The following is a 21,997-nucleotide window of genomic DNA, read 5'->3' as shown; positions in this document are numbered from 1 at the left end:
GAGCCATGCTCGGCGGCTGTTACTTTGTGGTCAAAGCGCAGTCGAGCATGGCTCAGCGCTACAGAACCGGGGCCAGCGGCACTTCGAAACTGCGCTTGAACGTTCCCAGTGCCACCGAGGTGCGGAAGCGCTCGATGTTGTTATCGCCACCGAACAGGCGCTCGATGATCGCTTCGTACTCCTCCATCGACGCGGCCGAAAGCAGCAGCAGGAAATCGCCGTCGCCGGTGATCGAGTAGCACTGCTGCACCGCCGGGTCGTCCTGCACGCGGCGCTTGAACGGCGCCACGCGTTCACGCAGCTCGCTGACCACGCGCACCTCGACGATGATGGTCAGCGGCCGGCCGATCTTTGCGGCATCGATCAACGCCACATTGGCCGCGATCACGCCGCTGTCCTGCAGCCGCTTGATGCGTCGCTGCACGGCCGGGGTGGACAGGTGCACGGCCTCGGCGATCTCGCGCTGCGGCAGGGTGTTGTCCCGCTGCAGCAGGTCGAGGATGGCGCGGTCGAAGCTGTCGAGCACGGGGGCGGTGGCCATGGCGAGCAGAAGTTGCACGAACGGGCTGTCAATTGAGCCAAGTGCTCGGCGCCGGCGCAATAGACTTTGCCCATGCAGACCTCACGACTTGCGCCGATGTTGCCGGCGCTGGCGGTGCTCGGCTCGGTCACCTCGCTGGCCATCGGCACTTCCTACGCCAAACACCTGTTCCCGCTGATCGGCGCACAGGGCACCAGTGCGCTGCGCGTGGGCTTCTCGGCGCTGTTGCTGCTGCTGTTCTGGCGGCCGTGGCGCTGGAAGACCCGCCGCGTGGATGCCATCACCCTCCTGCGCTACGGGCTCACCCTGGGCCTGATGAACCTGCTGTTCTACATGGCCCTGCGCACGATTCCCTTCGGCATCGCGGTGGCCATCGAGTTCACCGGGCCGCTGACGGTGGCGATGCTGTCATCACGACGCCCGATCGATTTCCTCTGGGTGGGCTGCGCGGCGGTGGGGCTGTTGCTGCTGCTGCCGATCGGCGGTGGACCGGCGCTGGATCCGGCCGGCGTGCTGTATGCCATGGGCGCAGCGGCGTGCTGGGGCCTGTACATCGTGTTCGGCAAGCGTGCCGGCCACCTGCACGCCGGGCATTCGGTGTCGCTGGGGCTGCTGGCGGCATCGCTGGTGGTGGTGCCGGTGGGCGTGGTGCATGCCGGCGCCGCGCTGCTCGATCCGAAGATCCTGGCAGCCGGCCTGCTGGTGGCGCTGGTGTCCAGTGCGATCCCGATCTCGCTGGAGATGATGGCGCTCAAGCGCCTGCCAAAGGAGACCTTCGGCATCCTGATCAGCATGGAACCGGCGGTGGCCGCGCTGTGGGCGATGCTGCTGCTGCACGAGCACCTGCATGGGTTGCAGTGGCTGGCGATCGGTTGCACGGTGCTGGCCTCGGTGGGCAGCACGATGACGGCGCGGCGATTGAAGGTGCCGGTGGTGCAGGCCGGGTAGTGCCGGGCCATGCCCGGCGGAGAGCGTGCCAACCAAGGTTGGCACCTACCGGGAGCGTTCAGCGCAGGGCGTCGGCCGGGACGTCGATCTGCATCGCCAGGGCGAGGTGATCGGAAAACGCGGCCGGTATGGCTTCCACGGTGCGGGTCTGCAGGCCACTGCTGACCAGGATGTGGTCGATGGCGCGGTCGGGGCGCCAGCTGGGGAAGGTCGGCACGATGCAGCCGGGCGGCTGCAGCCGGGTCTTCTGGTACAGCACCTGCATTTCCGGGCGTTCTGCCAGGCAGTTGAAGTCGCCCATCAGCACCGCGTTGGGGTGGTCGGACAGCAGCTCGGCGATGAAGCCCAGCTGCGACATCCGCGATCCCGCGCCCAATGACAGATGCGCCACCGCCACCGCCAGGCCGTCGGTACCGTCGCCGAACTTGGCCAGCAGCACGCCGCGCCCACCGATCCGGCCGGGCAGGGCGTGATCCCGCACTTCCACCGGTTCGAGCTTGCTCAGCAGGCCATTGGCGCTGGACGCGACCCCGCCCATGCGCCGGTTCGGCTGGTGGCTCCAGTAGTTGAAGCCGGCGCGCTGGGCCAGGTAATGGGTCTGGTTGGTGAAGCCCGAGCGCAGGCTGCCCGGGTCGGCCTCCTGCAGGCCGACGATGTCATGTTCGCGCGCCAGGGTGGCGATCGCGTCCAGGCTGCTGCGCTTGCGACCCGCCGGCAACGCATGTGACCAGCTGCGGGTCACATAGTCGCTGTAACGGCGGGTACTTGAGCCGGCCTGGATGTTGGCCGTCAGCAAGCGCAGGGTCCGTGTACGGGGGGAATTCACGGCCGGGAAATGCTTCTCTTGGATCAGTGAGCCTGGGCCGCACCGCGTTCGCGGGCGATCAGGTGGTCGGCGATGCGCAGCATGTCCGGGAAGCTCTTGCCCTTCACCAGGTACTTGCCGTTGACGATGATCGACGGGGTGCCGCTGATCTGGCTGCGCTGGGCGAACTGCTTGGCCGAGTTGGTCTTGGCATTCACCGCGAAGCTGCCCATGGTGGCCGCGAACTGCTTCGGATCGACGCCGTAGGCGGCGTAGAACTTGGCGATGTCTTCCACCGAGTCACGGCCGCGCTCGCCCTTCAGGGTCTTCTGCGAGTGGATGGCGGCGTACAGCGCTTCGTGGGTCTTCTCCTGAACGCCCAGGGTCTGCGCGGCGTAGAAGGCACGGGCGTAGTCATCCCAGGTGCCGCCGAACATGGCCGGCACGTAGACGAAGTTCACGTCGCTGGGCAGGCCGGCCTTCCACGGGCCGACCAGCGGCTGGAACGCGGCGCAGGCCGGGCAGACGTAGCCGAAGATCTCGGTCACTTCGATCTTGCCGGCGGCCGGCTGGAACGGCTGGCCGTTCGGGATCACCTGGTAGTCGGCACCTTCCACCGGAGCCGGGCCGGTCAGTGCGGCGGTGGTCGGGGCCGGTGCGGCGGCCGGCGCCGCTTCGGCCGGGGCCTTCTCGCCTTCAGCGGCAGCCGGCGCGGCGCCTTCGCTGCCCGCAGCCGGCGCAGCAGCCGGTTCGGTGGTGGCTGCCGGGGTGGCTGCCGGTTCGGCCGGGGCCGCGGTGGTGTTGGTGCTGCCGTCGTCGGCCTTGCAGGCGGCCAGGATCGGCAGCAGCGCTGCGAGGGCGAGGGCGTAACGGATCTTCATGGAAACGTCTCCAGCATCTGGAAAGGTGGGGCCGGCGGCAGGCGCCGGCCAAGGGGAAATGATGACATGCGGCGGCGACAACGCCGTGTCGGTGGTGGGTGTTGGTTCAGCGGCCGCGGGCGGCGCGCGCCTGCGCGATCAGCGCCGAGGCAATGCGCAGCTGGTCGTCGAAGCTCTCGCCGCGCACCAGGTATTGGCCGTTGATGATCAGGGCCGGGGTGCCCGGGATCTTGGTGCGCTGGGCGAACGCGCGCGCGGCGTCGACCTTCTTCTGCACGGCATCGCCGCGCAGGGCCTGGATGTAGCGGTCCGGCGTCACGCCGTAGGCCTTGTAGAAGGTGGCGAGCTCATCGGCCGAGACGTTCTGCATCGGCAGCGACCCCTGCTCGTGCAGGGCCTTGAACACGGCGGCATGGCTGCGCTTGGCCACGCCGACTTCGTCGGCGGCGTAGTAGGCCAGGGCCCAGGCATCCCAGGCACCGCCGAAGGCCGCCGGGACCGGGGTGAAGCGCACGTCGGCCGGCAGCTTGGCCGCCCAGGCTTCCAGCTGCGGTTCGAAATGGGCGCAGTGCGGGCAGGTGTAGCCGAAGACTTCGACCACCTCGATCTTGCCGGCCAGCGGCTGGAACGGGCCCGGCTGGGCGATGCGCTCGTAGTCTTTGCCCTCGACCAGCGGGGCATTGGCGGGGGTGGCGGCGCAGGCTGCCAGCGGCAGCAGCACCAGCACGGACAACAGCAGGCGGGAAATCAACCTCATCGACACGCATCTCCGTTGAAAAAAGCAACGCCGGCGCAGCCGCCGGCGTGAAGGAAACATACCGCAGCCTTGGGCCGTCGTCGCGGCCCGGGCCGACCAGTGGTGGTCAGGGGGCGGCAGCCGGTTGTGTTGGCGTGGCCGTGGCGGCCACATCGTCGGCCTTGTTGTGCAGGCCCTGCAGGTAGCTCGACAGCGCCTGCACCTCCTGCTCGCTGAGCTTCTGCGCGACCGTGGCCATGATCTGGAAGTGCGCCTTGTCGGTCTCGTTGGTCTGGCCGGCCTGGTACTCCTGCAGGCGGCGCGCGACATAGCTGGCGTGCTGGCCACCGAGATGCGGATAGGCCGGGCCGGGATTGCCGGCACCGCTGGGGCCATGGCAGGCCATGCAGGCCGGCAGGCCACGCTTGGCATCGCCGCCGCGGTACAGCTGCTGGCCGATCTCGTAGAACTTCATGCCCTTGTAGGGGCCCTCGGTGACCGCCGTGTCATCGGCGATGCCGGCGTTGGCTTTCTGCGTGGCGAAGTAGGCGCCGATATCACGCATGTCCTGCGGGGTGAGGTTCTGCACGAACGGCACCATCGCCACTGCCGCGCCGGAACTGCGCTGGCCATTGGCGATCAGGGCCATCTGCTGGGCCACGTAGCGCTCGCTCTGGCCGGCAATGGACGGATACATCTCCACCGTGGAATTGCCGTCGACGCCATGACAGGCCGCGCAGGCCGAGGCCTTGGCCTGGCCGGCCTTGGCATCGCCCCAGTGGGTCTTGCTGAAATCCACCTCCAGCGAGGCGGTGTTGATCGGCCCATTGTCGGGCAGCGGGGTCAACGTGGTCTGCGCGAACGCAGCAGCGGCAACGACTACAGCAGTGGCAAGGGCGGATACGGCAAGAACGCGAGCGTGGCGCATGCTGAAGCTCCGTATGGACCGGGCCGGGCGGTGGCCGCCGGCATCGCCCGGATTATCAACGCCGTTTCCGCGCACGGTCAACGCAGCAGTGCAGCAAAATGCCCGCAAAGGCCGCCGGCACGGGCGCGCGGCGCGGCAACATGCGATCCTAGGCACATGTCATTGCTCATCGAACGCGCCCGTTACCACCTTTCGGCCCATAACGTGCGGCAGCTGCCGCCCGACGAAGGGGCCGAAGTGGCCTTCGCCGGCCGCTCCAACGCCGGCAAGTCCAGTGCGCTCAACGCGCTGACCCGCCAGAACGCCCTGGCGCGTGTCTCCAAGACCCCCGGCCGTACCCAGCAGCTGGTGTTCTTCCAGGTCACCCCGGAGGCGCATCTGGTCGACCTGCCCGGTTACGGCTACGCCAAGGTGCCGCTGGACCTGCAGGCGCACTGGCAGGCCTTCATCGACAAGTACTTCCGCACCCGCGAGGCCCTGAAGGGGCTGGTGGTGGTGATGGACATCCGTCATCCGCTGAAGGACTACGACCGGCAGATGCTGTCCTATGCCGTGCAGCGCGGCCTGCCGGCGCACGCCCTGCTGACCAAGGCCGACAAGCTCAGCCGCAGCCAGCAGATGCAGTCCTTGCAGAAGGTGCGCAAGGAGCTGCAATCGGCCTACGGTGACAGCGTCAGCGTGCAGGTGTTCTCCGGCGAAGACCGTACCGGCGTGGACGAAGCGCGCGCCGTGATCGGCGGCTGGCTGGGGCTGGAATAAGGCCTTCCCTGCCTTCCTGTAGAGCCGAGCCTACGCTCGGCTGCGGAATCCCGGCACGCTGCGCGTGGTAGCCGAGCATGTGCTCGGCTCTACGAGGGTCATTTCAACGGCGAATACTCCGCCGGCACCCAGGCGTAGGCCTGGCCTTCGCTGCGGACGTGGCCCAGGCCCGGGAACGGCAGGTGCGCACCGGCCACCCACCAGCCGTTGGCGGTGGCCTGCTGCAGCAGCCCGCGACGGCTGGCGATGGCCGCCTTGCGGTCCGAATCGGCCTCGAACGCGGCCTCCGGGTGCGCGAACTGCACCGCATGGAAGTGCAGCACGTCGCCCCACACCAGCAGTGACTGGCCCTGGCTGTCGAACCGGTAGGAGACGTGGCCGGGGGTGTGGCCATGGGTGTCCATTGCCACCGCGCCGCCGGGCAGGGCATCGCCGGGGTTGAACGTGCGCAGGTGGCCACTGGCCTGGTACGGCGCCACCGCGTTGCGCGCCAGCGGGAAGGCGAAGCGCACACCCTTCGGCGCAGAAGCCTCGCTGGCCGGGTTGAGCCAGTAGTCGGCATCGGCCCTGGACAGCCACACCGTGGCGTTCGGGTAGGCCGGCTTGCCCTGCGCATCGAGCACCCCGCACAGGTGGTCCGGATGGGCGTGGGTCAGCAGCACCTCGTCCACCTCGGCCGGGTCCACGCCGGAGGCGCGCAGGTTGCCCAGCACCTGGCCCAGGCCGGGGCCGAAGCACTGCGCGGTGCCGGTATCGACCAGGGTCAGGTGGTTGCCCTGGCGCACCAGGAAGGCGTTGATCGCGGTCTGCAGGCCCTTCTTGTCTTCGGGTACGTAGCGGCCTTCCAACAGGCGGCTGACCAGTGTCGGCGGCACGTCGACCACTTCCTGCCGGCCCAGCGCGACCACGCCGTCGAACAGGGCGGTGACCTGCAGTGCACCGACGCGCTGGTGGTAGACGCCGGGCACCTGCTGGGTGGGCGCGGGCGAGGTGGCTTCGGCCAGCGCGGCCAGTGGCAGGGCGGACAGGGCCAGCAGCAGGGCGGTGCGCAGGGGCAGGTGGCGCAGGGTCATGGCGGTTCTCGGTGGACGACGGGCGATTCCGTTGCTGCATAGCGTGCCGCGGCCGGCGTGTGCGCGGCGCTCAAACCACTGCGCGGAATGCTCAGGGGTGTTGTCTGCAGGGCTGCGCCCTGCACCCGCAGAGGCAACGGCCGCAGCCAAAGCAACGTCAAAAGCTGGATTTCTGTGGGATGGCGGTGTGGGTCCGGTTGTGGGGGACGCTGCAAGTACGTCCATGTAAGCTCGGTCGCCGCTTGCTCGTGTGCGCTTTCCTGCGCACACGGCAAGGCCGGGGTTGGGCGTCCTGCCAACCCGCCGAGGCATGCCTCGGGCCCATGCGGCTCACGCCCCCGCAACCGGACCCACACCGCCTTCGACAGTTTTCCGCGATCTGTTGGAAATTCTCTTGGGGTCAGATCGATTTCGATGTCTGACAGATGTGTCGACCAAGGTCGACACCTACCAACAGCCGCGACGATCTGTCAGAGGTGGGGCGGTGTCGGAGTGCGGGGTGTCAGCCGCATGGATGCGGCTGCCAAGCCTACAGGGACGTACTTGCGGCGTCCCCGCACTCCGACACCGTCCCGCCACCTCACGGAATGCACGCTGTTGCTGTTGCTTCGGCTGTTGCCGTCGCGTCTGCAGGTGCAGGGCTGCAAGCCCTGCTGAACCCCCTCAAATGTCTGTGGGAGCCAGCCCGTACTGCTCGGCGAAGCGCTTGCTGAAACTGGCCGCAGACCGGTAGCCCGCGCGTGCGGCCACGGTCTTCAGCGGCAGGTCGGTGGTGTAGAGCAGCTGCATGCCATGCGCCAGCCGGGCCTCGGTGAGCAGCTGGCGCAGGCTGGTGTCCTCGGCGGCGAGCCGACGGCGCAGGGTCGCGCCGCTCAGCGCGAACAGCGCTTCCACATCACGCGATTGCCAGTCGCGAGCCGGTTCGGCGGCGATGCGGTCGCGGATCTGTTCGCCCAGGCTCGGCGCCTGCGGCAGCAGCAGGTTGCCGTGGCCCTGCCGGCACAGGGTCAGTACCAACGAGGCCAGGGCCAGCCGCGCTTCGCTGTAACGGCCGTCCTGCAGTGATTGCCGCCACTGGCGCAGCACCTCGCCATGATCGATCAACGGCAGTCGCGCCATCGCATGACCGGCGGCGGGAAGCTCCCCGCTCCACAGCGTACGTGCGGCGGCCAGCACTTCGGCACACAGCGGCACGATGGCGCTGAGGTAGCGGCCACTGCGTGGGTCGGGGGTGTTGACCACATCGATGCGGCAGCGCTGGGTCAGCAGCAGGATGTCGCCGGGGATGAACTCCAGCGACTGGTGCGCGGTACGCACCTGCTTGCGGCCTTCCAGCAGGATCGCGAACTGTGGTTGTGGAATCTCCACCGAGCTGGCGCCATGTTCGCGCCGAGCGGTGATGCACGCATAACCTTCGGCGCGTGCGCAGCCGGCCAGGCTGGCCATCTCGGCCAGCAGTGCGGTGGCCGGTGGCAGCATGGCGGTCATGTCACCTGGGCGCCGAACAGGCGACCGACGCCTGCAGCGGCGGCCATTGCCAGTGCACCCCAGAACATCACCCGGATCGCACCGCGAACCGGCGGTGCGCCGCCAGCCCTGGCCGCCACTGCGCCGGTCAGGCACAGGCCGAGCAGGGTACTGGCCGTGGTCATCAGTGCGACCCTGTCGACCGGCGCGAGCAGGGCGGTCAGCACCGGCAGCGCCGCGCCGCAGGTGAACGCACCGGCCGAGGCCAGCGCTGCCTGCAGCGGACGGGCGCGCAGGGTATCGGTGATGCCCAGTTCATCGCGGGCGTGGGCACCCAGCGCATCATGGGCGGTGAGCTGTTCGGCCACCTGCCGTGCCAGCGCAGGCTCCAGGCCGCGGTGGCGGTAGATCGAAGCCAGCTCCTCCAGCTCGCTGTGCGGATTTTCGCGCAGCTCGCGCCTTTCCATTGCCAGGTCTGCGTCCTCGGTGTCGGCCTGGGTCTGTACCGAGACATACTCGCCGGCGGCCATCGACATCGCGCCGGCCACGGTGCCGGCCACGCCGGTGGCGAGGATGGTGGTAGCGGAGGCGCCGCCGGCGGCCACGCCAACCACCAGGCCGGCCACCGAGACGATGCCATCATTGGCGCCCAGCACGGCGGCACGCAGCCAGCCGACGCGCTCGGAGCGGTGCAGTTCGGGGTGTCGTGAATGGCGGCTCATGACGTTGAGTGTACGAGGGTCAAGAGGGCGTCGGTAGGATGCTGAAACCCGTCACCGTCGCATGACGCAACGAGGTGCCACGCTATAGTGCGCCCTTGCGATGGAAGGCCGCGAGCCCCACATCCCCCGCCACCGTCCAGCGAGCCTTCCCCTTGTCGAGCCCCAGCCACGTCGCCGATACCCCCATTACCGACCGCTCGCAGCTGGTGGAGGTGATCGCCTCCGGCGAGAAGCCCCGCGCGCAGTGGCGCATCGGCACCGAGCACGAGAAGTTCGGGTTCCGCCTGGATGACCTGCGCCCGCCGACCTTCGAGGGGGAGCGCGGCATCGAAGCACTGCTCAACGGCCTGGTCCGCTTCGGCTGGGAGCCGGTACAGGAGAATGGCCGCACCATCGCCCTGCTGCGCGATGGGGCCTCGGTGACGCTGGAACCGGCCGGCCAGCTGGAGCTGTCCGGCGCGGCGCTGGAGACCATCCACCAGACCTGCGTGGAGACCGGCACCCACCTCAACGAAGTGGCGCAGGTGGCCGGCGAACTGCAGCTGGGTTTCCTCGGCATGGGCTTCCAGCCGAAGTGGAAGCGCGATGAAATGTCGTGGATGCCGAAGGGCCGCTACAAGATCATGCGTTCGTACATGCCCAAGGTCGGTTCGCTGGGCCTGGACATGATGACCCGCACCTGCACGGTGCAGGTGAACCTGGACTACGCCACCGAGGCGGACATGGTGAAGAAGTTCCGCGTGTCGCTGGCGCTGCAGCCGATCGCCACCGCGCTGTTCGCCGATTCGCCGTTCACCGAAGGCAAGCCGAACGGCTACCTGAGCTATCGCTCGCACATCTGGACCGACACCGACGCCGACCGAACCGGCATGCTCGACTTCGTGTTCGAGGATGGATTCGGCTACGAGCGCTATGTCGATTACCTGCTCGACGTACCGATGTACTTCTCCTATCGCGACGGCACCTACCACGACGCCAGCGGGCAGAGTTTCCGCGATTTCATGCAGGCCAGGCTGCCGGTGCTGCCGGGTGCGCTGCCGACGCTGCGCGACTGGTCGGACCACATGACCACCGCGTTCCCGGAAGTGCGCCTGAAGAAGTACCTGGAAATGCGTGGTGCCGATGGTGGCCCGTGGAGCCGCCTGTGTGCGCTGCCGGCATTCTGGGTGGGCCTGCTGTACGACGACACGGCGCTGGACGCTGCCTGGGACCTGGTGCGTGACTTCACCCTGGCCGAGCGCCATGCGCTGCGTGACGGCGTGCCGAAGCATGCAATGAACCTGCCGTTCCGCAACGGCACGGTGCGCGACCTGGCCCGGGAAGCGGTCAGGATTTCCGTGGAAGGCCTCAAGCGCCGTGCCGCGCGCAATGCCGATGGCCAGGACGAGAGCAAGTTCCTGGACGTGCTGCAGGAGATCGTCGAATCCGGCCTGACCCCGGCCGAGCGCAAGCTGGCGCTGTTCCATGGCCGCTGGCATGGTGACGTCGATCCGGTGTTCCGCGAGTTCGCGTACTGACCGTCATGCGGGGTTGCCGGCCAGCGGCCGGCACTACCCAAAAGAAAAACCCCGGCAATGCCGGGGTTTTTCATTTCCAGATCCGTCTTGGCTCAGGCCGCGTTCTTCAACGTCGCCATGTCGATCACGAAGCGGTAGCGCACATCGTTCTTCGCCATGCGCTCCCAGGCTTCGTTGACGTTCCTGATGTCGATCATCTCCACATCGCTGACGATGCCGTGCTCGGCACAGAAGTCCATCATTTCCTGGGTTTCGGCCATGCCGCCGATCGCCGAGCCGGTCAGGTGCTTGCGGCCGAAGATCACGCTGCCGCCGGTCAGCGGCGGGTCCAGTTCGGTCAGCACGCCCACCAGGCACATGGTGGCTTCGCGCTTGAGCAGGCCCATGTACGGATTGGTGTCATGGCTGACCGGGATGGTATTGAGCAGGAAGTCGAAGCTGCCGGCGTGCGCCTTCATCTGCGCCGCATCGCGCGAGACCAGCACCTCATCGGCGCCCAGGCGCTTGGCATCGGCGCCCTTTTCCGGGGTGGTGGTGATCATCACCACGTGCGCACCGAGCGCCTTGGCGAACTTCACGCCCATGTGGCCGAGGCCGCCGAGGCCGATCACGCCGACCTTCTGGCCTGGGCCGACCTTCCAATGGCGCAGTGGCGACCACGTGGTGATGCCGGCGCACAGCAGCGGTGCGGCCGCCTTCAGGTCGAGGGTGTCGGACACCTTCACCACGAAGCGCTGCTCGACCACCACGTGGTCGGAATAGCCGCCGTAGGTCGGTGCGCCGCTTTCGCGTTCACGGCCGTTGTAGGTCCAGGTCGCGCCCTCGGCGCAGTACTGCTCCAGGTCGTGCTGGCAGGCGTCGCAGTGGCGGCAGGAGTCGACCATGCAACCCACGCCGGCATGATCGCCGACCTTGAAGCGGGTGACGTTGCTGCCGACCTCGGTGACGCGGCCGATGATCTCGTGACCCGGCACCATCGGGTAGATCGAGCCACCCCAGTCGTCGCGGGCCTGGTGCAGGTCGGAGTGGCAGATGCCGCTGTAGAGGATCTCGATGCGCACGTCGTCGGGACCGACCGCACGGCGTTCGAACTCATAGGGGACCAGCGGGGCGGTATGTGAATGGGCGGCGTAACCACGGGCGAGGGACATGGGGAATCCTTGGCAGGGTTTATCGAAAGGCGTTTTACAATACGCCCCGTTCCCAGCGGCAGGAATCGCGGATATCGGCATGATTCATCAAGTGGAACTGCACAATCATGGCCACTGACAACCTCACCCACCTGGCCGCGTTTGCCGCGGTCGCCCGCCACCGTAGCTTCCGCCGCGCCGGTGCCGAGCTGGCGCTGTCGACCTCGGCGGTGAGCTATGCGATCCGCGCGCTGGAAGAACGGTTGGGGGTGGGCCTGTTCCATCGCACCACCCGCAGCGTGGCCCTCACTGAGGCCGGGCAGCGCCTGCTGGAGCGCCTGCAGCCGGCGCTGGGCCAGGTGCATGACGCGCTGGAAGAGATGAACCAGTTCCGTGCCGCCCCGGCCGGCCTGCTGCGCATCAACGCCACCCGCGCGGCGGTACCGACCCAGTTGGGGCCGCGACTGGCGCGCTTCCTGCACGCTCACCCCGACGTGCGGGTGGAGCTGACCGAGAACGATGGCCTGGTCGACATCGTCGCCGAGGGCTACGACGCCGGCGTGCGCCTGCACGAGTTCGTGCCCGAGGACATGGTGGCGGTGCCGATGGGGCCGCCGCTGCGTGGGCTGATTGTCGGCTCGCCGGATTACCTGCGGCGGCATCCGGCGCCGCTGCATCCGCGCGACCTGGCCGCGCATGAATGCATCCGCTTCCGCTTCGCCAGCGGGCACCTGTACAAATGGCAGTTCGAGCGTAGCGGGCAGGCGCTGGAGATCGACGTGCCGGGCCGGCTCACATTGAGCGAGCAGGGCACCGTGGTCGGTGCAGTGCTAGATGGCATCGGCCTGGCCTACGTGCTGGAAGACACGGCAAGGCCGTATATCGAATCCGGCCAGATGGTGGCAGTGCTGGAAGACTGGAGCGAACCGTTCGCCGGCTTCGCGCTGTACTACCCGAAGCAGCGGCAGATGCCCGGTGCGCTGCGCGCGTTCGTGGATATGCTGCGCGAATGAGCTGCGATGGATGATGTGGTGCCGACCAACGGACGGCACCCACCGGGATGGCGTCCACCAGGACCAGACCAGTAGATCCACGCCATGCGTGGATGCCTCTCCAGGAATCTCCGCGCAATACGTGGAGACCTATAAATACTCGGACTTCTATGGCAGTTCAGAGGCTGCGGAGAGGTTGTCCACCATCTTCCGATACATTGCCGTGAGCTGGACGGTCTGGCGGCGGCTTACTTCTGTCTGAAGTCCTGTCAGAAGATAGTCCTTCCAGCGTGCGTCCAGCATCGTTGAGAAATGGCGGAACAGCCGCCATTCGTCATCTACGGTTGGTACCCCGCACTTCGACAGGTGGTTCACCACCGCGCTCAGATCGTCGTTGGGATGGCACCTGTCCGGTCTTCCAATTCTAGGATGTGCTGAGTTGCGATTGCAGAGAGCATGAAAGTAGATGTAGGTAAAATGGCGCACGGGCTCGCGGATATCCCAGCTCCACAGCTCGCCTTCAAAACAGTTCGCACGGATGTAGTCCATCACGGGCATGCGCTGCTGATGTAGGTTCTGGATTTCTGCGCCGTGATCAGAAGTATGTCGTTCGCTTGCGAAGCCTCTGAGAATGCACCAGTAGAGAAAGAAGGCGGTAGCCTGATCCCAATAATCCCACCTGTCTGAATTGACATTCTGCTCTGGAAGATCATTTCCAGCCGCAGCGTAACTTGGCAAGGAGTAGCGGTGCATCTGTGCTAGCTTGATCTGCCAGCGCCTAGGCGTGCTGGGGAGGGCAAGCACGCAGTCTGGACGAGTTGTGAGCATCGCGGCTGTTCTCTTGGGCATATCCTCGACAATGAGCTGAGGAGCCGCCCCAACCAAATCCTCAGCGAGGGAGGTCGGAGACAACTGCAAAGGCAGGTTGTCTACTGTTGCCGGATCAAACCAGATCGAGTCTACCCAGCAGACGAAGTGGCGGCCCGATTTCCGGGGCGGGTAATACTCGGGTGCGAGAACCTCGTGACTCCAGCTGATTTCCAGACCCGTGGGGCGGTGAGACATCTCGCCAATAGAGTTGGAGTCCGCGAAGGAGGTTGGTTTTGGTGCCTTCGCTCCGATGCGTTCGGCAATGGAAAGGACCGGATCGCTATCGATTCGTTGTCCCAGGAGATTGCAGAGTTCGGAAAAAAGAAATCGCATGTGACCGCCCCAAAGAGATCGATCACGGATAGTCCCTGCAGTCTTTCCAGCAGGCCATACAAGAAATTGCAAAGAGCCCTGCGAGGCCGCTGCACCTGAATGCGTGGCACACAGCTGCGGCTTACTGGTTGACTACGGCGCCTGAAACACCGGCGCCAACAACGCCACGCAATCAAGCAGGTGCACGTCTACCGGTGCATCCTCGGCCACTACACCGATCACGCGTTCGCGCAGCGGCTCGGCCACGGCCATCGCCAGCAGCAATCGCGCCATGCGAACAGGATCTCCCTCGCGCAGCAGCCCGCGCTGCTGCTGCCGCGCCAGCCAGTCAGCCAGCAGCGCTCGGCCGCGTTCGATGCCATTGTCCAGATAGGCCTGCAGCAGCGCGTCCTTGCCGGGGAAATCGGTGGCCAGCAGGCGGAACACCTGCACCGCCTGCGCCGACAGCGCCTGCGCGCAGACCGCCTGCAGGATGTCCTGCAACAGCGGCACGACCTCTTCGGCATTGCGCGCATCGCGCTGCAACTGTGGCGCGAAGCCGTCGGTCCATTCGCGCACCGCAAGCCCAACCAGTTCCTCGCGATTGCTGGCGTGGCGATACACCGTCTTCTTCGCCACCCCGGCGTGCGCCGCCACCGCTTCGATGGTGGTGGCCTCGTAACCCTGTGCCAGCAGCAGCTCCAGGGTGGCCTGCAGTACCGCGTGGCGGACTTCCGCCTCCGGGCGCGCAGGGCGGCCGCGGCGGCGGGTCGGCGTTGTGGACTCGGACAGGGTCGTGCTGTTCATTGTGCCCATCTTACCGCATCCGGCTAATTGAGAAACGCATAACGTTTCCTTATTGTCGGGTCTCCCAACACCGCAGGAGACCCCGATGGATACCGCTGTGAACGCACGCGCCTGGCTGGACCACCACGATCTGCTCGACCCGGCGCCGATGCACCTGGAGACCGGCATCCAGCGCCGCGAAGACGGCACCCTGCTGGTGGCGGTGCGTACCGATCTGCACGGCTGCAAGGGCCGCATGCTGGACTGGTGGTTCACCTTCTTCGAGACCACCCAGCACATCCGCTGGTGGCATCCGGTCGATCATGTCGAGCATCGCGGCTGGGACGCGGCGTGGCAGCGCGGGCGCAGCTACCACGGTGCCAGCATCCATGCGGTGGAATCGCTGGCCGACATTCCGCCGGTGGCGGCACGCCTGAAGTTCCATGACCCGCGCACGCTGCTGGTGCCCCAGCGCCTGCAGGCGGCACAGGATGCAGGCGATGTATCGGCGGTGATTGCCGCGCGCATCGGCTTCGGCGACCACGTCCGCCTGGATGCAAACGGTGATCCCTGCGACGGGCAGATGCTGCACGTGGCGCGTGATACGCCGTTTGGCTGTGTGCTGCGCAGCCGCTTCGTGCTCGGCCTGGACAGCGCCGATCCGCACCGCGAGGCCGGCGATGCGGTCGGCCTGGGCCTGCTCAAGCACTGCTATACGGAGTTCAGTTTCCTCTCGCGCTTGCTGCCGTCGCTGTACTACGGCGAGCGTGCCAATGGCGAGGCAGTGCCTTTGCTGTGGTGAGTGGTGCAACGGTCATTCGACCAGCGCGTCGTAGCCTTCAGCACTGAACTGGATCAGGCAGAAGCCGTGGCCGAACGGATCGGCCAGCACGGCGATGCGTCCCCAGCGACGCTCGCGCAAGGACTGCTCGAGCGTCGCTCCGGCTGCGACTGCACGTACCAGCGCGGCGTCGATGTCATCCACTACCCAATCCAGGTGCAGCGGCGTCCAATGGCGCTCGTAGTCGCGCACGTCGCCGTCTTCGGTGGCGGCGCTGCCGGCGTCGTTGTGCAGCAGGTAGAGCGGCGTTGGCCCACCGAGCAGCTCCACGGCACCCGGGCCGAGACGGCGGCCGATGCGCAGGCCGAAGGCCCGGATGTAGAAGTCTTCGGCGGCGGCCAGGTCGGGGACGTCGAGGTTGACGATGAAGCTGTGGGCAGTGGCGTTCATGGCAGCGATGGGTGGCATCCGGTGGTCGCAGTCTAGTCCTGCCGCGTGCTGTGGCCGGTTCATCTCCTGCGCGGATTCGGGCAAGCTGGGCGGTCTCTATCGACAAGGACATCCATGAGCGCGCTATCCGGCATCGAACAGGCCACCGGCCAGTCCTTCCCGCCCCTGTTCAAGCAGTTGCATGCAGCGGGTCGGTTGAGTTGGGGTGCTCCCCATCCGGAATGGTCCGAGGTGGTATTCCCGACGCTGCAGGCGGATCCGCCGGTGCTGCTGTACGCCCAGGACTACGAGCCGTTGGAACACGACGAGCTGCTGGAGGCGTGGCAGGAGCTGACCGCCGAGGACCACTACAATCCCCTGCGCACAGACCTGCAACTGCTGCCTTTTGCGCGGACCGGCGCGGGTGACAGCTACTGCTTCTGGAGCAACGCGCCCGGCTTTGCCGAGCCCCCCGTCGTGCTGGTGTGGCATGACGATGATCGTGCCGATGTGCTGGCCGCCAACTACCAGGATTTCCTGTTCCGCAAGATGGTCGAAGCCGTTGCCGACTACCAAGCGCCGTATACGCTGCTGTCGCACGGCGAGCTGGCCGGCAATCTGCAGCGCTGGTTGCAGTCCCACCAATCCTTCCTTCGCGACGACCAGTACGCGGCGTTGCAGCAGCTGTTTGCCCGCGTTGACGATATTGAAGAAGGAAACATCAGCGAAGACGACGCACAGGCCATCGTCGTTGAAGTGATCGGCTGCGAGCGGTTGGACGAGTCGTTCGCGTATGTGCGCGAGGATGCCTGAGGACATGGGTCGGGGCCCCGCCGGCGGCGGGGATCCGACACCGTGCGGGATCAGCCTGCGGCCGGGTAATCGAGGTAGCCTGCCTCGCCGCCCCCGTAATAGGTGCTGCGGTCCGGCGTGGCCAGCGCGACGTTGCGCTGCAGGCGCTCGACCAGATCCGGGTTGGCGATGAACGGCTGGCCGAACGCGGCCAGGTCGATGGTGCCCGCTTCGACCAGCTGCAGGGCGCGTTCGCGGGTCATGCCACCTGCCAGGATGACGGTGCCGCCGTAGGCCTGCTTGAACTGCCGCAGGAACACCTCGCCCAGTACCGACTGGCCCGCCTGCAGGTTGTCGTTGAGATGCACATAGGCCAGGCCGCGCTTGCCCAGCTCCTCGGCCAGGTACAGGTAGGTGGCCTCGTTGTCGGGGTAGAACGGCATGTCGAAGGTGAGGTTGTTCGGCGCCAGGCGCACGCCGATCCGCTGCGCACCAATGCGCTGGGTCATCGCATCGACGGTCTCCAGGATCAAGCGCGCACGATTGGGCAGCGAGCCGCCATAGCGGTCCTCGCGCTGGTTGATGAGCGGGTTGAGGAACTGTTCGAACAGGTAGCCGTTGGCGGCATGCAGTTCGATGCCATCGAAACCGGCGGCGATGGCGTTGTCGGCGCCGCGCGCGAAGTCGTCGACGATGCCGGGGATCTCTTCGGTGGCCAGCGCACGTGCCGGGGTGGGATCGGCGTGGCCGCGGCTGCCGTCGTCCAGATAGACGAACGAGGTGTTCTTCGGTGCGCTGGCGACCGGCCGGGTACCGGCGCTTACCGGTTGACCACCGTCGGGCTGCAGCGAGTAATGCGACATGCGGCCGACGTGCCAGAGCTGGGCGAAGATCGTGCCCTGTGCGGCATGCACCGCCTCGGTGACGAGCTTCCACCCGGCAACCTGCTCGGCCGACCAGATACCCGGCACGTCGATGTAACCCTGGCCCTGCGGCGAGACCGGGGTGCCCTCACTGATGATCAGGCCGGCGCTGGCGCGCTGCCGGTAGTACTGCGCGGTGAGTTCATTGGCCACCGCGCCGGGGTTGCGGGCGCGGGTCATCGGGGCCATCACGATGCGGTTGCGCAGGGCGATGCCTGCCAGATCGAAGGGGCGGAACAGGGCGGCGGTCATGTCGGTCATCTTGGTGCGGGGAGGAGGCGCCAGCGGCGCGATGCACACAGAATGGAGTTGACATGCAGGCGCATAAAGCGCTTCGATCTCCCTAGGTGCGGGACTATTTGTCCCCAATGGAGCGCGATAGATGCTGCCGCTGGAATCATTGAATGGCCTGGTCACGTTCGTTACCACGGCCCGCTCAGGCAGCTTCACCGAGGCTGCCGACGCGCTGGGCATCTCACGCTCGGCGGTGGGCAAGGCCATCGCCCGGCTGGAAGCGCGGCTGGGCGTGCGCCTGTTCCACCGCACCACGCGGCGCATCGCGCTGACCACCGACGGCGAAGCGTACTACGCATCGTGTGCGGCGGCGCTGGAAGAAATCTCCGCCGCCGAGGCCTGCCTGGGGTCGGCCGGCCTGCCCAGCGGACGGCTGCGCATCGACATGCCATCCTCGTTCGGGCGCCTGGTGGTGCTGCCGGTGCTGCTGCGCCTGTGCCGGCAATACCCGGACCTGCAACTGACGATGACCTTCACCGATCACTTCGTCGATCCGGTCGAAGAGGGCATCGACCTGCTGATCCGCTTCGGCGGATTGCACCAGGCCGAGCATCTGGTCGCGCGCCGGCTGGGTCGCCAACGACTGGTCACCTGCGCATCGCCGGAGTACCTGCAGGCGCATGGCGTGCCGGCCACCGTGGAGGATCTGGCGCAGCACCGCAGCGTCGTTGGTTTCCGCCACGGCCAGCCGGTGGCGTGGCGGATCGGCAGGGACGATGCCGAGGGAACGTTCATCCCGAATGCGACCTACCAGCTCAACGATGGTGACGCGGTGATCGATGCGGCCATCGCTGGGCTGGGCATCTGCCAGATGCCCGTTTCACTGGTACGCCGTCATCTGGAATCCGGGGCGCTGCAATCGGTGCTGGATGCGCACATGCAGCGGCATATCGACATCCATGCGCTGTGGCCACCGACCCGCCACCTGCGGCCCAAGGTGCGCTACTTGGTGGATGAGCTGGCGCGGTTGGCGGCTCAGGGCGTGTTTGATTGAGCGTAGGGCATCAGTAGTTGATGATCCGGGCGGACGTGTCTTCGCCTTCCTGAAGTGCTTCAAACACCTCGGCCAGAAGCGCGATCAGATCGTGCCCATGTGAGGTGACGAAGTAGGTCGCCAGGCTGTCGATGTCGCCAGCGATATCGTCTCCCCACGGTGGACGCTGGGTTCTATCCTCGAACGACCATATGACACGGGCTGGCGCAAGCTCGGCCAGCTCTCGGCGGACCCTATGTAGTTCGGCCAGCGCGGCGGCAGCATCTGATTGCTGCAGTCTGCCGGCGTATAGCTGATTCAAGAGGATTGGGAATCGACTTCCCCAGCCATTCGGCTCCAGGTTGCCGGATATGGTCGAGAAGAAGGCATGGAGAAACGCGCCACTGCCGATCTCATCGGTGATGCGCCCGAGTTGGATGCCAACACCCATTGTCTGGTTCCTGATTCTGCCGATCCTACAGCATGCCCCGATGCATTAACGGTAGAAGCGTAATTGCTGTAATTGATTGATATGAAAGGATTCAACGGCACTATTGCGGAGGCGGGAGATGCCATTTCCGTCACTTTGCCAATACGCATGTATACTATCCCCCAGTATAGTTCCGAGCTGGCCCGCCATGCCGCACTCCCCCGAAGAGAAGAAGAAGGTCCTGGCCCGCGTGCGCCGCATCCGCGGCCAGTGCGATGCGCTTGACCGCGCGCTGGAAGCCGGCGCCGACTGCGGGCCGGTGCTGCAGCAGATCGCCGCCATCCGTGGCGCGGTCAACGGCCTGATGTCCGAGGTGATGGAGGCCCATCTGCGCGAGGAATTCGGCCAGCCCGCCGCCTCCGACGAACAACGCGCCGAACGCGTGCGCGACATGAGCGCGTTGATCCGCTCGTACCTGAAGTAAACGACGGCGCAACATGGCGCCGCCCATCCTGTCATTGCCTGTCTCTGGAGAGTCCACCCATGAAATCCCGTGCCGCCGTCGCCTTTGGTCCCGGCCAGCCGCTGCAGATCGTCGAGATCGACGTCGCCCCGCCGAAGAAGGGCGAAGTGCTGGTGAAGATTACCCACACCGGTGTCTGCCACACCGATGCGTTCACCCTGTCCGGTGATGACCCGGAAGGCCTGTTCCCGGTGGTGCTGGGCCATGAAGGCGCCGGCATCGTGGTGGAAGTGGGCGAGGGCGTGACCAGCGTCAAGCCGGGCGACCACGTGATTCCGCTGTATACCGCCGAGTGTGGCGAATGCCTGTTCTGCAAGAGCGGCAAGACCAACCTGTGCGTGGCCGTGCGCGCCACCCAGGGCAAGGGCGTGATGCCCGACGGCACCAGCCGCTTCAGCTACAACGGCGAGCCGCTGTACCACTACATGGGCTGCTCGACCTTCAGCGAGTACACCGTTGTGGCCGAAGTCTCGCTGGCGAAGATCAACCCGGACGCCAACCCGGAGCACGTCTGCCTGCTCGGCTGTGGCGTCACCACTGGCATCGGCGCGGTGCACAACACCGCCAAGGTGCAGGAAGGCGACAGCGTGGCGGTGTTCGGCCTGGGTGGCATCGGCCTGGCGGTGATCCAGGGTGCGCGCCAGGCCAAGGCCGGCCGCATCATCGCGGTGGACACCAATCCGTCCAAGTTCGAACTGGCGCGCGAATTCGGCGCCACCGACTGCATCAACCCGAAGGACTTCGACAAGCCGATCCAGCAGGTCATCGTGGAAATGACCACCTGGGGTGTGGACCACAGCTTCGAGTGCATCGGCAACGTCAACGTGATGCGCGCGGCGCTGGAATGCGCGCACCGTGGCTGGGGCCAGAGCGTGGTGATCGGCGTGGCCGGTGCCGGGCAGGAGATCTCCACCCGCCCGTTCCAGCTGGTAACCGGCCGCAAGTGGATGGGCACTGCCTTCGGTGGCGTGAAGGGCCGCAGCCAGCTGCCGGGCATGGTCGAGGACGCGATGAAGGGCGACATCGAACTGGCCCCGTTCGTTACCCATACCATGGACCTGGACAGGATCAACGACGCCTTCGACCTGATGCATGAAGGCAAGTCGATCCGTTCGGTGGTCCACTACTGAGGCGCGTCATGGGCTGGCTGGATGCCCTTCGCAGGCCGCGTGCGGAAGATCCGCGCGCGGCCCTGGTCGACCCGATCGAGCAGGCGTTGCGTGCGCTAGGCTGGGTCGACGGCGAGGTGGGGCCACCGCGTGCGGTGACTTCGGCCTTCGGCAGCGACGATGGCATGCCGTTCGAGCACTGGCTTGCGCAGGTATTCCTGCCGCGCCTGCACGAAGCCCGCGCTGACGGCCAATGGCCACCGCGCAGCGACGTGGCGGTGGCGGCGTACCGCAATCTGGATGGCCAGCCTGGCGTCGAATCGCTTCTGCGCCTGCTGTCGCAGCTGGATGAGTTGATCAACACACGTGACGGCTGACGCCGCCGCGCAGGAGAGCACCATGGAACGCATTGAACACCGCGCCTGTTTCGGCGGCTGGCAGGACGTCTACCGGCACCATTCCACCACGCTGGGCTGCGACATGCAGTTCGCCGTGTACCTGCCGCCGCAGGCGGAAACGCAGAAGCTGCCGGTGCTGTATTGGCTGAGCGGCCTGACCTGCACCGAGCAGAATTTCATCACCAAGGCCGGCGCGCAGCGCTATGCGGCCGAGCACGGTGTGATCATCGTCGCGCCGGATACCAGCCCGCGCGGTGATGACGTGGCCGATGCCGAAGGCTACGACCTGGGCAAGGGGGCAGGCTTCTACCTCAATGCCACCCGTGCTCCGTGGGCGAAGCACTACCGCATGCACGACTACGTGGCGCAGGAACTGCCGGCACTGATCGAGGCGAACTTCGCGGTGACCGGTGCACGCGCGATCAGCGGCCATTCGATGGGCGGCCATGGTGCGCTGGTGATCGCGCTGCGCAACCCGGGGCGCTACCGCAGTGTGTCGGCATTCTCGCCGATCGTCGCGCCCAGCCGTGTACCGTGGGGGCAGAAGGCGTTCACGGCTTATCTGGGCGACAACCCGACCGACTGGGCGCAGTGGGATACGTGCGCGCTGCTGGAGGCGGCCAGCGAGCGCCTGCCGCTGCTGGTCGACCAGGGCGAGGCGGACGAGTTCCTGCAGACCCAGCTGCAGCCGCAGCGCCTGCAGGAGGCCTGCGCGGCCGCCGGCCATCCGCTGACCCTGCGCCTGCAGCCGGGTTACGACCACAGCTACTATTTCATCGCCAGCTTCATCGGCGAGCACATCGCCCACCACGCCCGCGCCCTGCACGCCTGAGGGCTCTCCGGTAGTGCCGGCCGCGGGGGGGGCCCCCCCCCCCCCC

At 66.7% G+C, this 21,997-nt stretch carries 25 protein-coding genes; 11 read left to right on the top strand and 14 right to left on the bottom strand.

All coding sequences use genetic code 11. From position 1 onward, the window contains the following. Positions 1 to 58: 58 nt before the first annotated feature. Positions 59 to 541 (bottom strand): Lrp/AsnC family transcriptional regulator, encoded by a 483-nt coding sequence (locus ACM0PY_RS12865; protein WP_180884967.1) that lies wholly within the window; start codon positions 539 to 541, stop codon positions 59 to 61. Positions 542 to 613: 72 nt separating this feature from the next. On the opposite strand from ACM0PY_RS12865, the gene ACM0PY_RS12860 reads away from it, so the two are divergent. Further along, entirely contained in the window at positions 614 to 1,489 is an 876-nt protein-coding gene (locus tag ACM0PY_RS12860) for an EamA family transporter (protein WP_111200775.1), read from the top strand. A gap of 58 nt (positions 1,490 to 1,547) precedes the next feature. Here ACM0PY_RS12860 and ACM0PY_RS12855 read toward each other — a convergent pair whose 3' ends face one another. The 4 genes from ACM0PY_RS12855 to ACM0PY_RS12840 all read right to left on the bottom strand — a co-directional run bounded on the left by ACM0PY_RS12855 (position 1,548) and on the right by ACM0PY_RS12840 (position 4,839). Further along, positions 1,548 to 2,285, bottom strand: coding sequence for an endonuclease/exonuclease/phosphatase family protein (locus ACM0PY_RS12855; protein WP_414609496.1), 738 nt, complete (start codon positions 2,283 to 2,285; stop codon positions 1,548 to 1,550). A gap of 53 nt (positions 2,286 to 2,338) precedes the next feature. Continuing rightward, positions 2,339 to 3,175, bottom strand: a complete 837-nt coding sequence (locus ACM0PY_RS12850; RefSeq protein WP_072167155.1) for a thiol:disulfide interchange protein DsbA/DsbL — start codon at positions 3,173 to 3,175, stop codon at positions 2,339 to 2,341. A gap of 106 nt (positions 3,176 to 3,281) precedes the next feature. Next, positions 3,282 to 3,932: a thiol:disulfide interchange protein DsbA/DsbL gene (locus tag ACM0PY_RS12845; protein ID WP_072167154.1), complete on the bottom strand. Its 651-nt coding sequence runs from the start codon at positions 3,930 to 3,932 to the stop codon at positions 3,282 to 3,284. Between the two features lie 106 nt (positions 3,933 to 4,038). After that, complete coding sequence (locus tag ACM0PY_RS12840; protein WP_134970510.1) at positions 4,039 to 4,839, bottom strand: c-type cytochrome; 801 nt, start codon at positions 4,837 to 4,839, stop codon at positions 4,039 to 4,041. A gap of 156 nt (positions 4,840 to 4,995) precedes the next feature. Here ACM0PY_RS12840 and yihA point away from each other — a divergent pair, with 156 nt between their 5' ends. After that, entirely contained in the window at positions 4,996 to 5,598 is a 603-nt protein-coding gene (yihA, locus tag ACM0PY_RS12835; RefSeq protein ID WP_049414655.1) for a ribosome biogenesis GTP-binding protein YihA/YsxC, read from the top strand. 98 nt (positions 5,599 to 5,696) lie between these two features. On the opposite strand, the gene ACM0PY_RS12830 is transcribed toward yihA, so the two are convergent. The 3 genes from ACM0PY_RS12830 to ACM0PY_RS12820 form a co-directional block, all read right to left on the bottom strand. Next, positions 5,697 to 6,671, bottom strand: a complete 975-nt coding sequence (locus ACM0PY_RS12830; RefSeq protein WP_134970508.1) for an MBL fold metallo-hydrolase — start codon at positions 6,669 to 6,671, stop codon at positions 5,697 to 5,699. A gap of 663 nt (positions 6,672 to 7,334) precedes the next feature. Further along, a complete protein-coding gene (locus ACM0PY_RS12825; protein ID WP_134970504.1) occupies positions 7,335 to 8,159 on the bottom strand; it encodes a helix-turn-helix transcriptional regulator in 825 nt (274 codons plus the stop codon). Continuing rightward, entirely contained in the window at positions 8,156 to 8,860 is a 705-nt protein-coding gene (locus ACM0PY_RS12820; RefSeq protein ID WP_180884970.1) for a VIT1/CCC1 transporter family protein, read from the bottom strand. The genes ACM0PY_RS12825 and ACM0PY_RS12820 overlap by 4 nt, the downstream gene beginning before the upstream one ends. Positions 8,861 to 9,012: 152 nt before the next feature. On the opposite strand from ACM0PY_RS12820, the gene ACM0PY_RS12815 reads away from it, so the two are divergent. Continuing rightward, positions 9,013 to 10,377 carry a glutamate--cysteine ligase gene (locus ACM0PY_RS12815; RefSeq protein WP_414609450.1) on the top strand — a complete coding sequence of 455 codons (1,365 nt, stop codon included), beginning with the start codon at positions 9,013 to 9,015 and terminating at the stop codon, positions 10,375 to 10,377. Between the two features lie 92 nt (positions 10,378 to 10,469). On the opposite strand, the gene ACM0PY_RS12810 is transcribed toward ACM0PY_RS12815, so the two are convergent. Further along, positions 10,470 to 11,528 carry an NAD(P)-dependent alcohol dehydrogenase gene (locus ACM0PY_RS12810; RefSeq protein WP_061479602.1) on the bottom strand — a complete coding sequence of 353 codons (1,059 nt, stop codon included), beginning with the start codon at positions 11,526 to 11,528 and terminating at the stop codon, positions 10,470 to 10,472. A gap of 107 nt (positions 11,529 to 11,635) precedes the next feature. Between ACM0PY_RS12810 and ACM0PY_RS12805 the strand changes: the two genes are divergently transcribed. Then, a complete protein-coding gene (locus tag ACM0PY_RS12805; protein ID WP_180884974.1) occupies positions 11,636 to 12,520 on the top strand; it encodes a LysR family transcriptional regulator in 885 nt (294 codons plus the stop codon). Between the two features lie 147 nt (positions 12,521 to 12,667). Here the strand turns inward: ACM0PY_RS12805 and ACM0PY_RS12800 are convergent, their stop codons facing one another. Together ACM0PY_RS12800 and ACM0PY_RS12795 are read right to left on the bottom strand one after the other, a co-directional pair. Then, positions 12,668 to 13,702: a DUF7832 domain-containing protein gene (locus tag ACM0PY_RS12800; protein ID WP_235646794.1), complete on the bottom strand. Its 1,035-nt coding sequence runs from the start codon at positions 13,700 to 13,702 to the stop codon at positions 12,668 to 12,670. A gap of 132 nt (positions 13,703 to 13,834) precedes the next feature. After that, positions 13,835 to 14,497: a TetR/AcrR family transcriptional regulator gene (locus ACM0PY_RS12795; RefSeq protein WP_180884979.1), complete on the bottom strand. Its 663-nt coding sequence runs from the start codon at positions 14,495 to 14,497 to the stop codon at positions 13,835 to 13,837. 76 nt (positions 14,498 to 14,573) lie between these two features. Here ACM0PY_RS12795 and ACM0PY_RS12790 point away from each other — a divergent pair, with 76 nt between their 5' ends. Continuing rightward, positions 14,574 to 15,269, top strand: coding sequence for a DAPG hydrolase family protein (locus ACM0PY_RS12790; protein ID WP_180884981.1), 696 nt, complete (start codon positions 14,574 to 14,576; stop codon positions 15,267 to 15,269). Between the two features lie 12 nt (positions 15,270 to 15,281). Here the strand turns inward: ACM0PY_RS12790 and ACM0PY_RS12785 are convergent, their stop codons facing one another. Then, the gene (locus ACM0PY_RS12785; RefSeq protein ID WP_026347277.1) at positions 15,282 to 15,698 is read right to left on the bottom strand and encodes a VOC family protein; all 417 of its coding nucleotides are present in this window, start codon (positions 15,696 to 15,698) and stop codon (positions 15,282 to 15,284) included. A 114-nt stretch (positions 15,699 to 15,812) separates the two neighbouring features. Between ACM0PY_RS12785 and ACM0PY_RS12780 the strand changes: the two genes are divergently transcribed. Next, positions 15,813 to 16,490 (top strand): SMI1/KNR4 family protein, encoded by a 678-nt coding sequence (locus ACM0PY_RS12780; protein WP_033835222.1) that lies wholly within the window; start codon positions 15,813 to 15,815, stop codon positions 16,488 to 16,490. Between the two features lie 50 nt (positions 16,491 to 16,540). Here ACM0PY_RS12780 and ACM0PY_RS12775 read toward each other — a convergent pair whose 3' ends face one another. Then, positions 16,541 to 17,644: an alkene reductase gene (locus ACM0PY_RS12775; protein WP_180867659.1), complete on the bottom strand. Its 1,104-nt coding sequence runs from the start codon at positions 17,642 to 17,644 to the stop codon at positions 16,541 to 16,543. A gap of 130 nt (positions 17,645 to 17,774) precedes the next feature. Here ACM0PY_RS12775 and ACM0PY_RS12770 point away from each other — a divergent pair, with 130 nt between their 5' ends. After that, positions 17,775 to 18,680: a LysR family transcriptional regulator gene (locus tag ACM0PY_RS12770; protein WP_180884983.1), complete on the top strand. Its 906-nt coding sequence runs from the start codon at positions 17,775 to 17,777 to the stop codon at positions 18,678 to 18,680. Positions 18,681 to 18,690: 10 nt separating this feature from the next. Here ACM0PY_RS12770 and ACM0PY_RS12765 read toward each other — a convergent pair whose 3' ends face one another. Continuing rightward, positions 18,691 to 19,110 carry an Imm70 family immunity protein gene (locus ACM0PY_RS12765; protein ID WP_019662087.1) on the bottom strand — a complete coding sequence of 140 codons (420 nt, stop codon included), beginning with the start codon at positions 19,108 to 19,110 and terminating at the stop codon, positions 18,691 to 18,693. Positions 19,111 to 19,297: 187 nt separating this feature from the next. Between ACM0PY_RS12765 and frmR the strand changes: the two genes are divergently transcribed. The 4 genes from frmR to fghA are packed head-to-tail and all read left to right on the top strand — an operon-like array spanning position 19,298 to position 21,951. Then, positions 19,298 to 19,573: a formaldehyde-responsive transcriptional repressor FrmR gene (gene frmR / locus ACM0PY_RS12760; RefSeq protein ID WP_005411009.1), complete on the top strand. Its 276-nt coding sequence runs from the start codon at positions 19,298 to 19,300 to the stop codon at positions 19,571 to 19,573. 59 nt (positions 19,574 to 19,632) lie between these two features. After that, positions 19,633 to 20,742 (top strand): S-(hydroxymethyl)glutathione dehydrogenase/class III alcohol dehydrogenase, encoded by a 1,110-nt coding sequence (locus tag ACM0PY_RS12755; protein ID WP_019662086.1) that lies wholly within the window; start codon positions 19,633 to 19,635, stop codon positions 20,740 to 20,742. 8 nt (positions 20,743 to 20,750) lie between these two features. Then, on the top strand, positions 20,751 to 21,098 hold the full coding sequence (locus ACM0PY_RS12750; protein ID WP_072167620.1) for a YqcC family protein: 348 nt from the start codon (positions 20,751 to 20,753) through the stop codon (positions 21,096 to 21,098). A 22-nt stretch (positions 21,099 to 21,120) separates the two neighbouring features. Beyond that, positions 21,121 to 21,951, top strand: a complete 831-nt coding sequence (gene fghA, locus ACM0PY_RS12745) for an S-formylglutathione hydrolase (RefSeq protein WP_180884985.1) — start codon at positions 21,121 to 21,123, stop codon at positions 21,949 to 21,951. Positions 21,952 to 21,997: the final 46 nt, after the last annotated feature.

Source organism: Stenotrophomonas sp. BR163 (assembly GCF_047520985.2).
Classification (GTDB): domain Bacteria; phylum Pseudomonadota; class Gammaproteobacteria; order Xanthomonadales; family Xanthomonadaceae; genus Stenotrophomonas; species Stenotrophomonas sepilia.
This window is presented reverse-complemented; position numbering and strand designations above follow the sequence as displayed.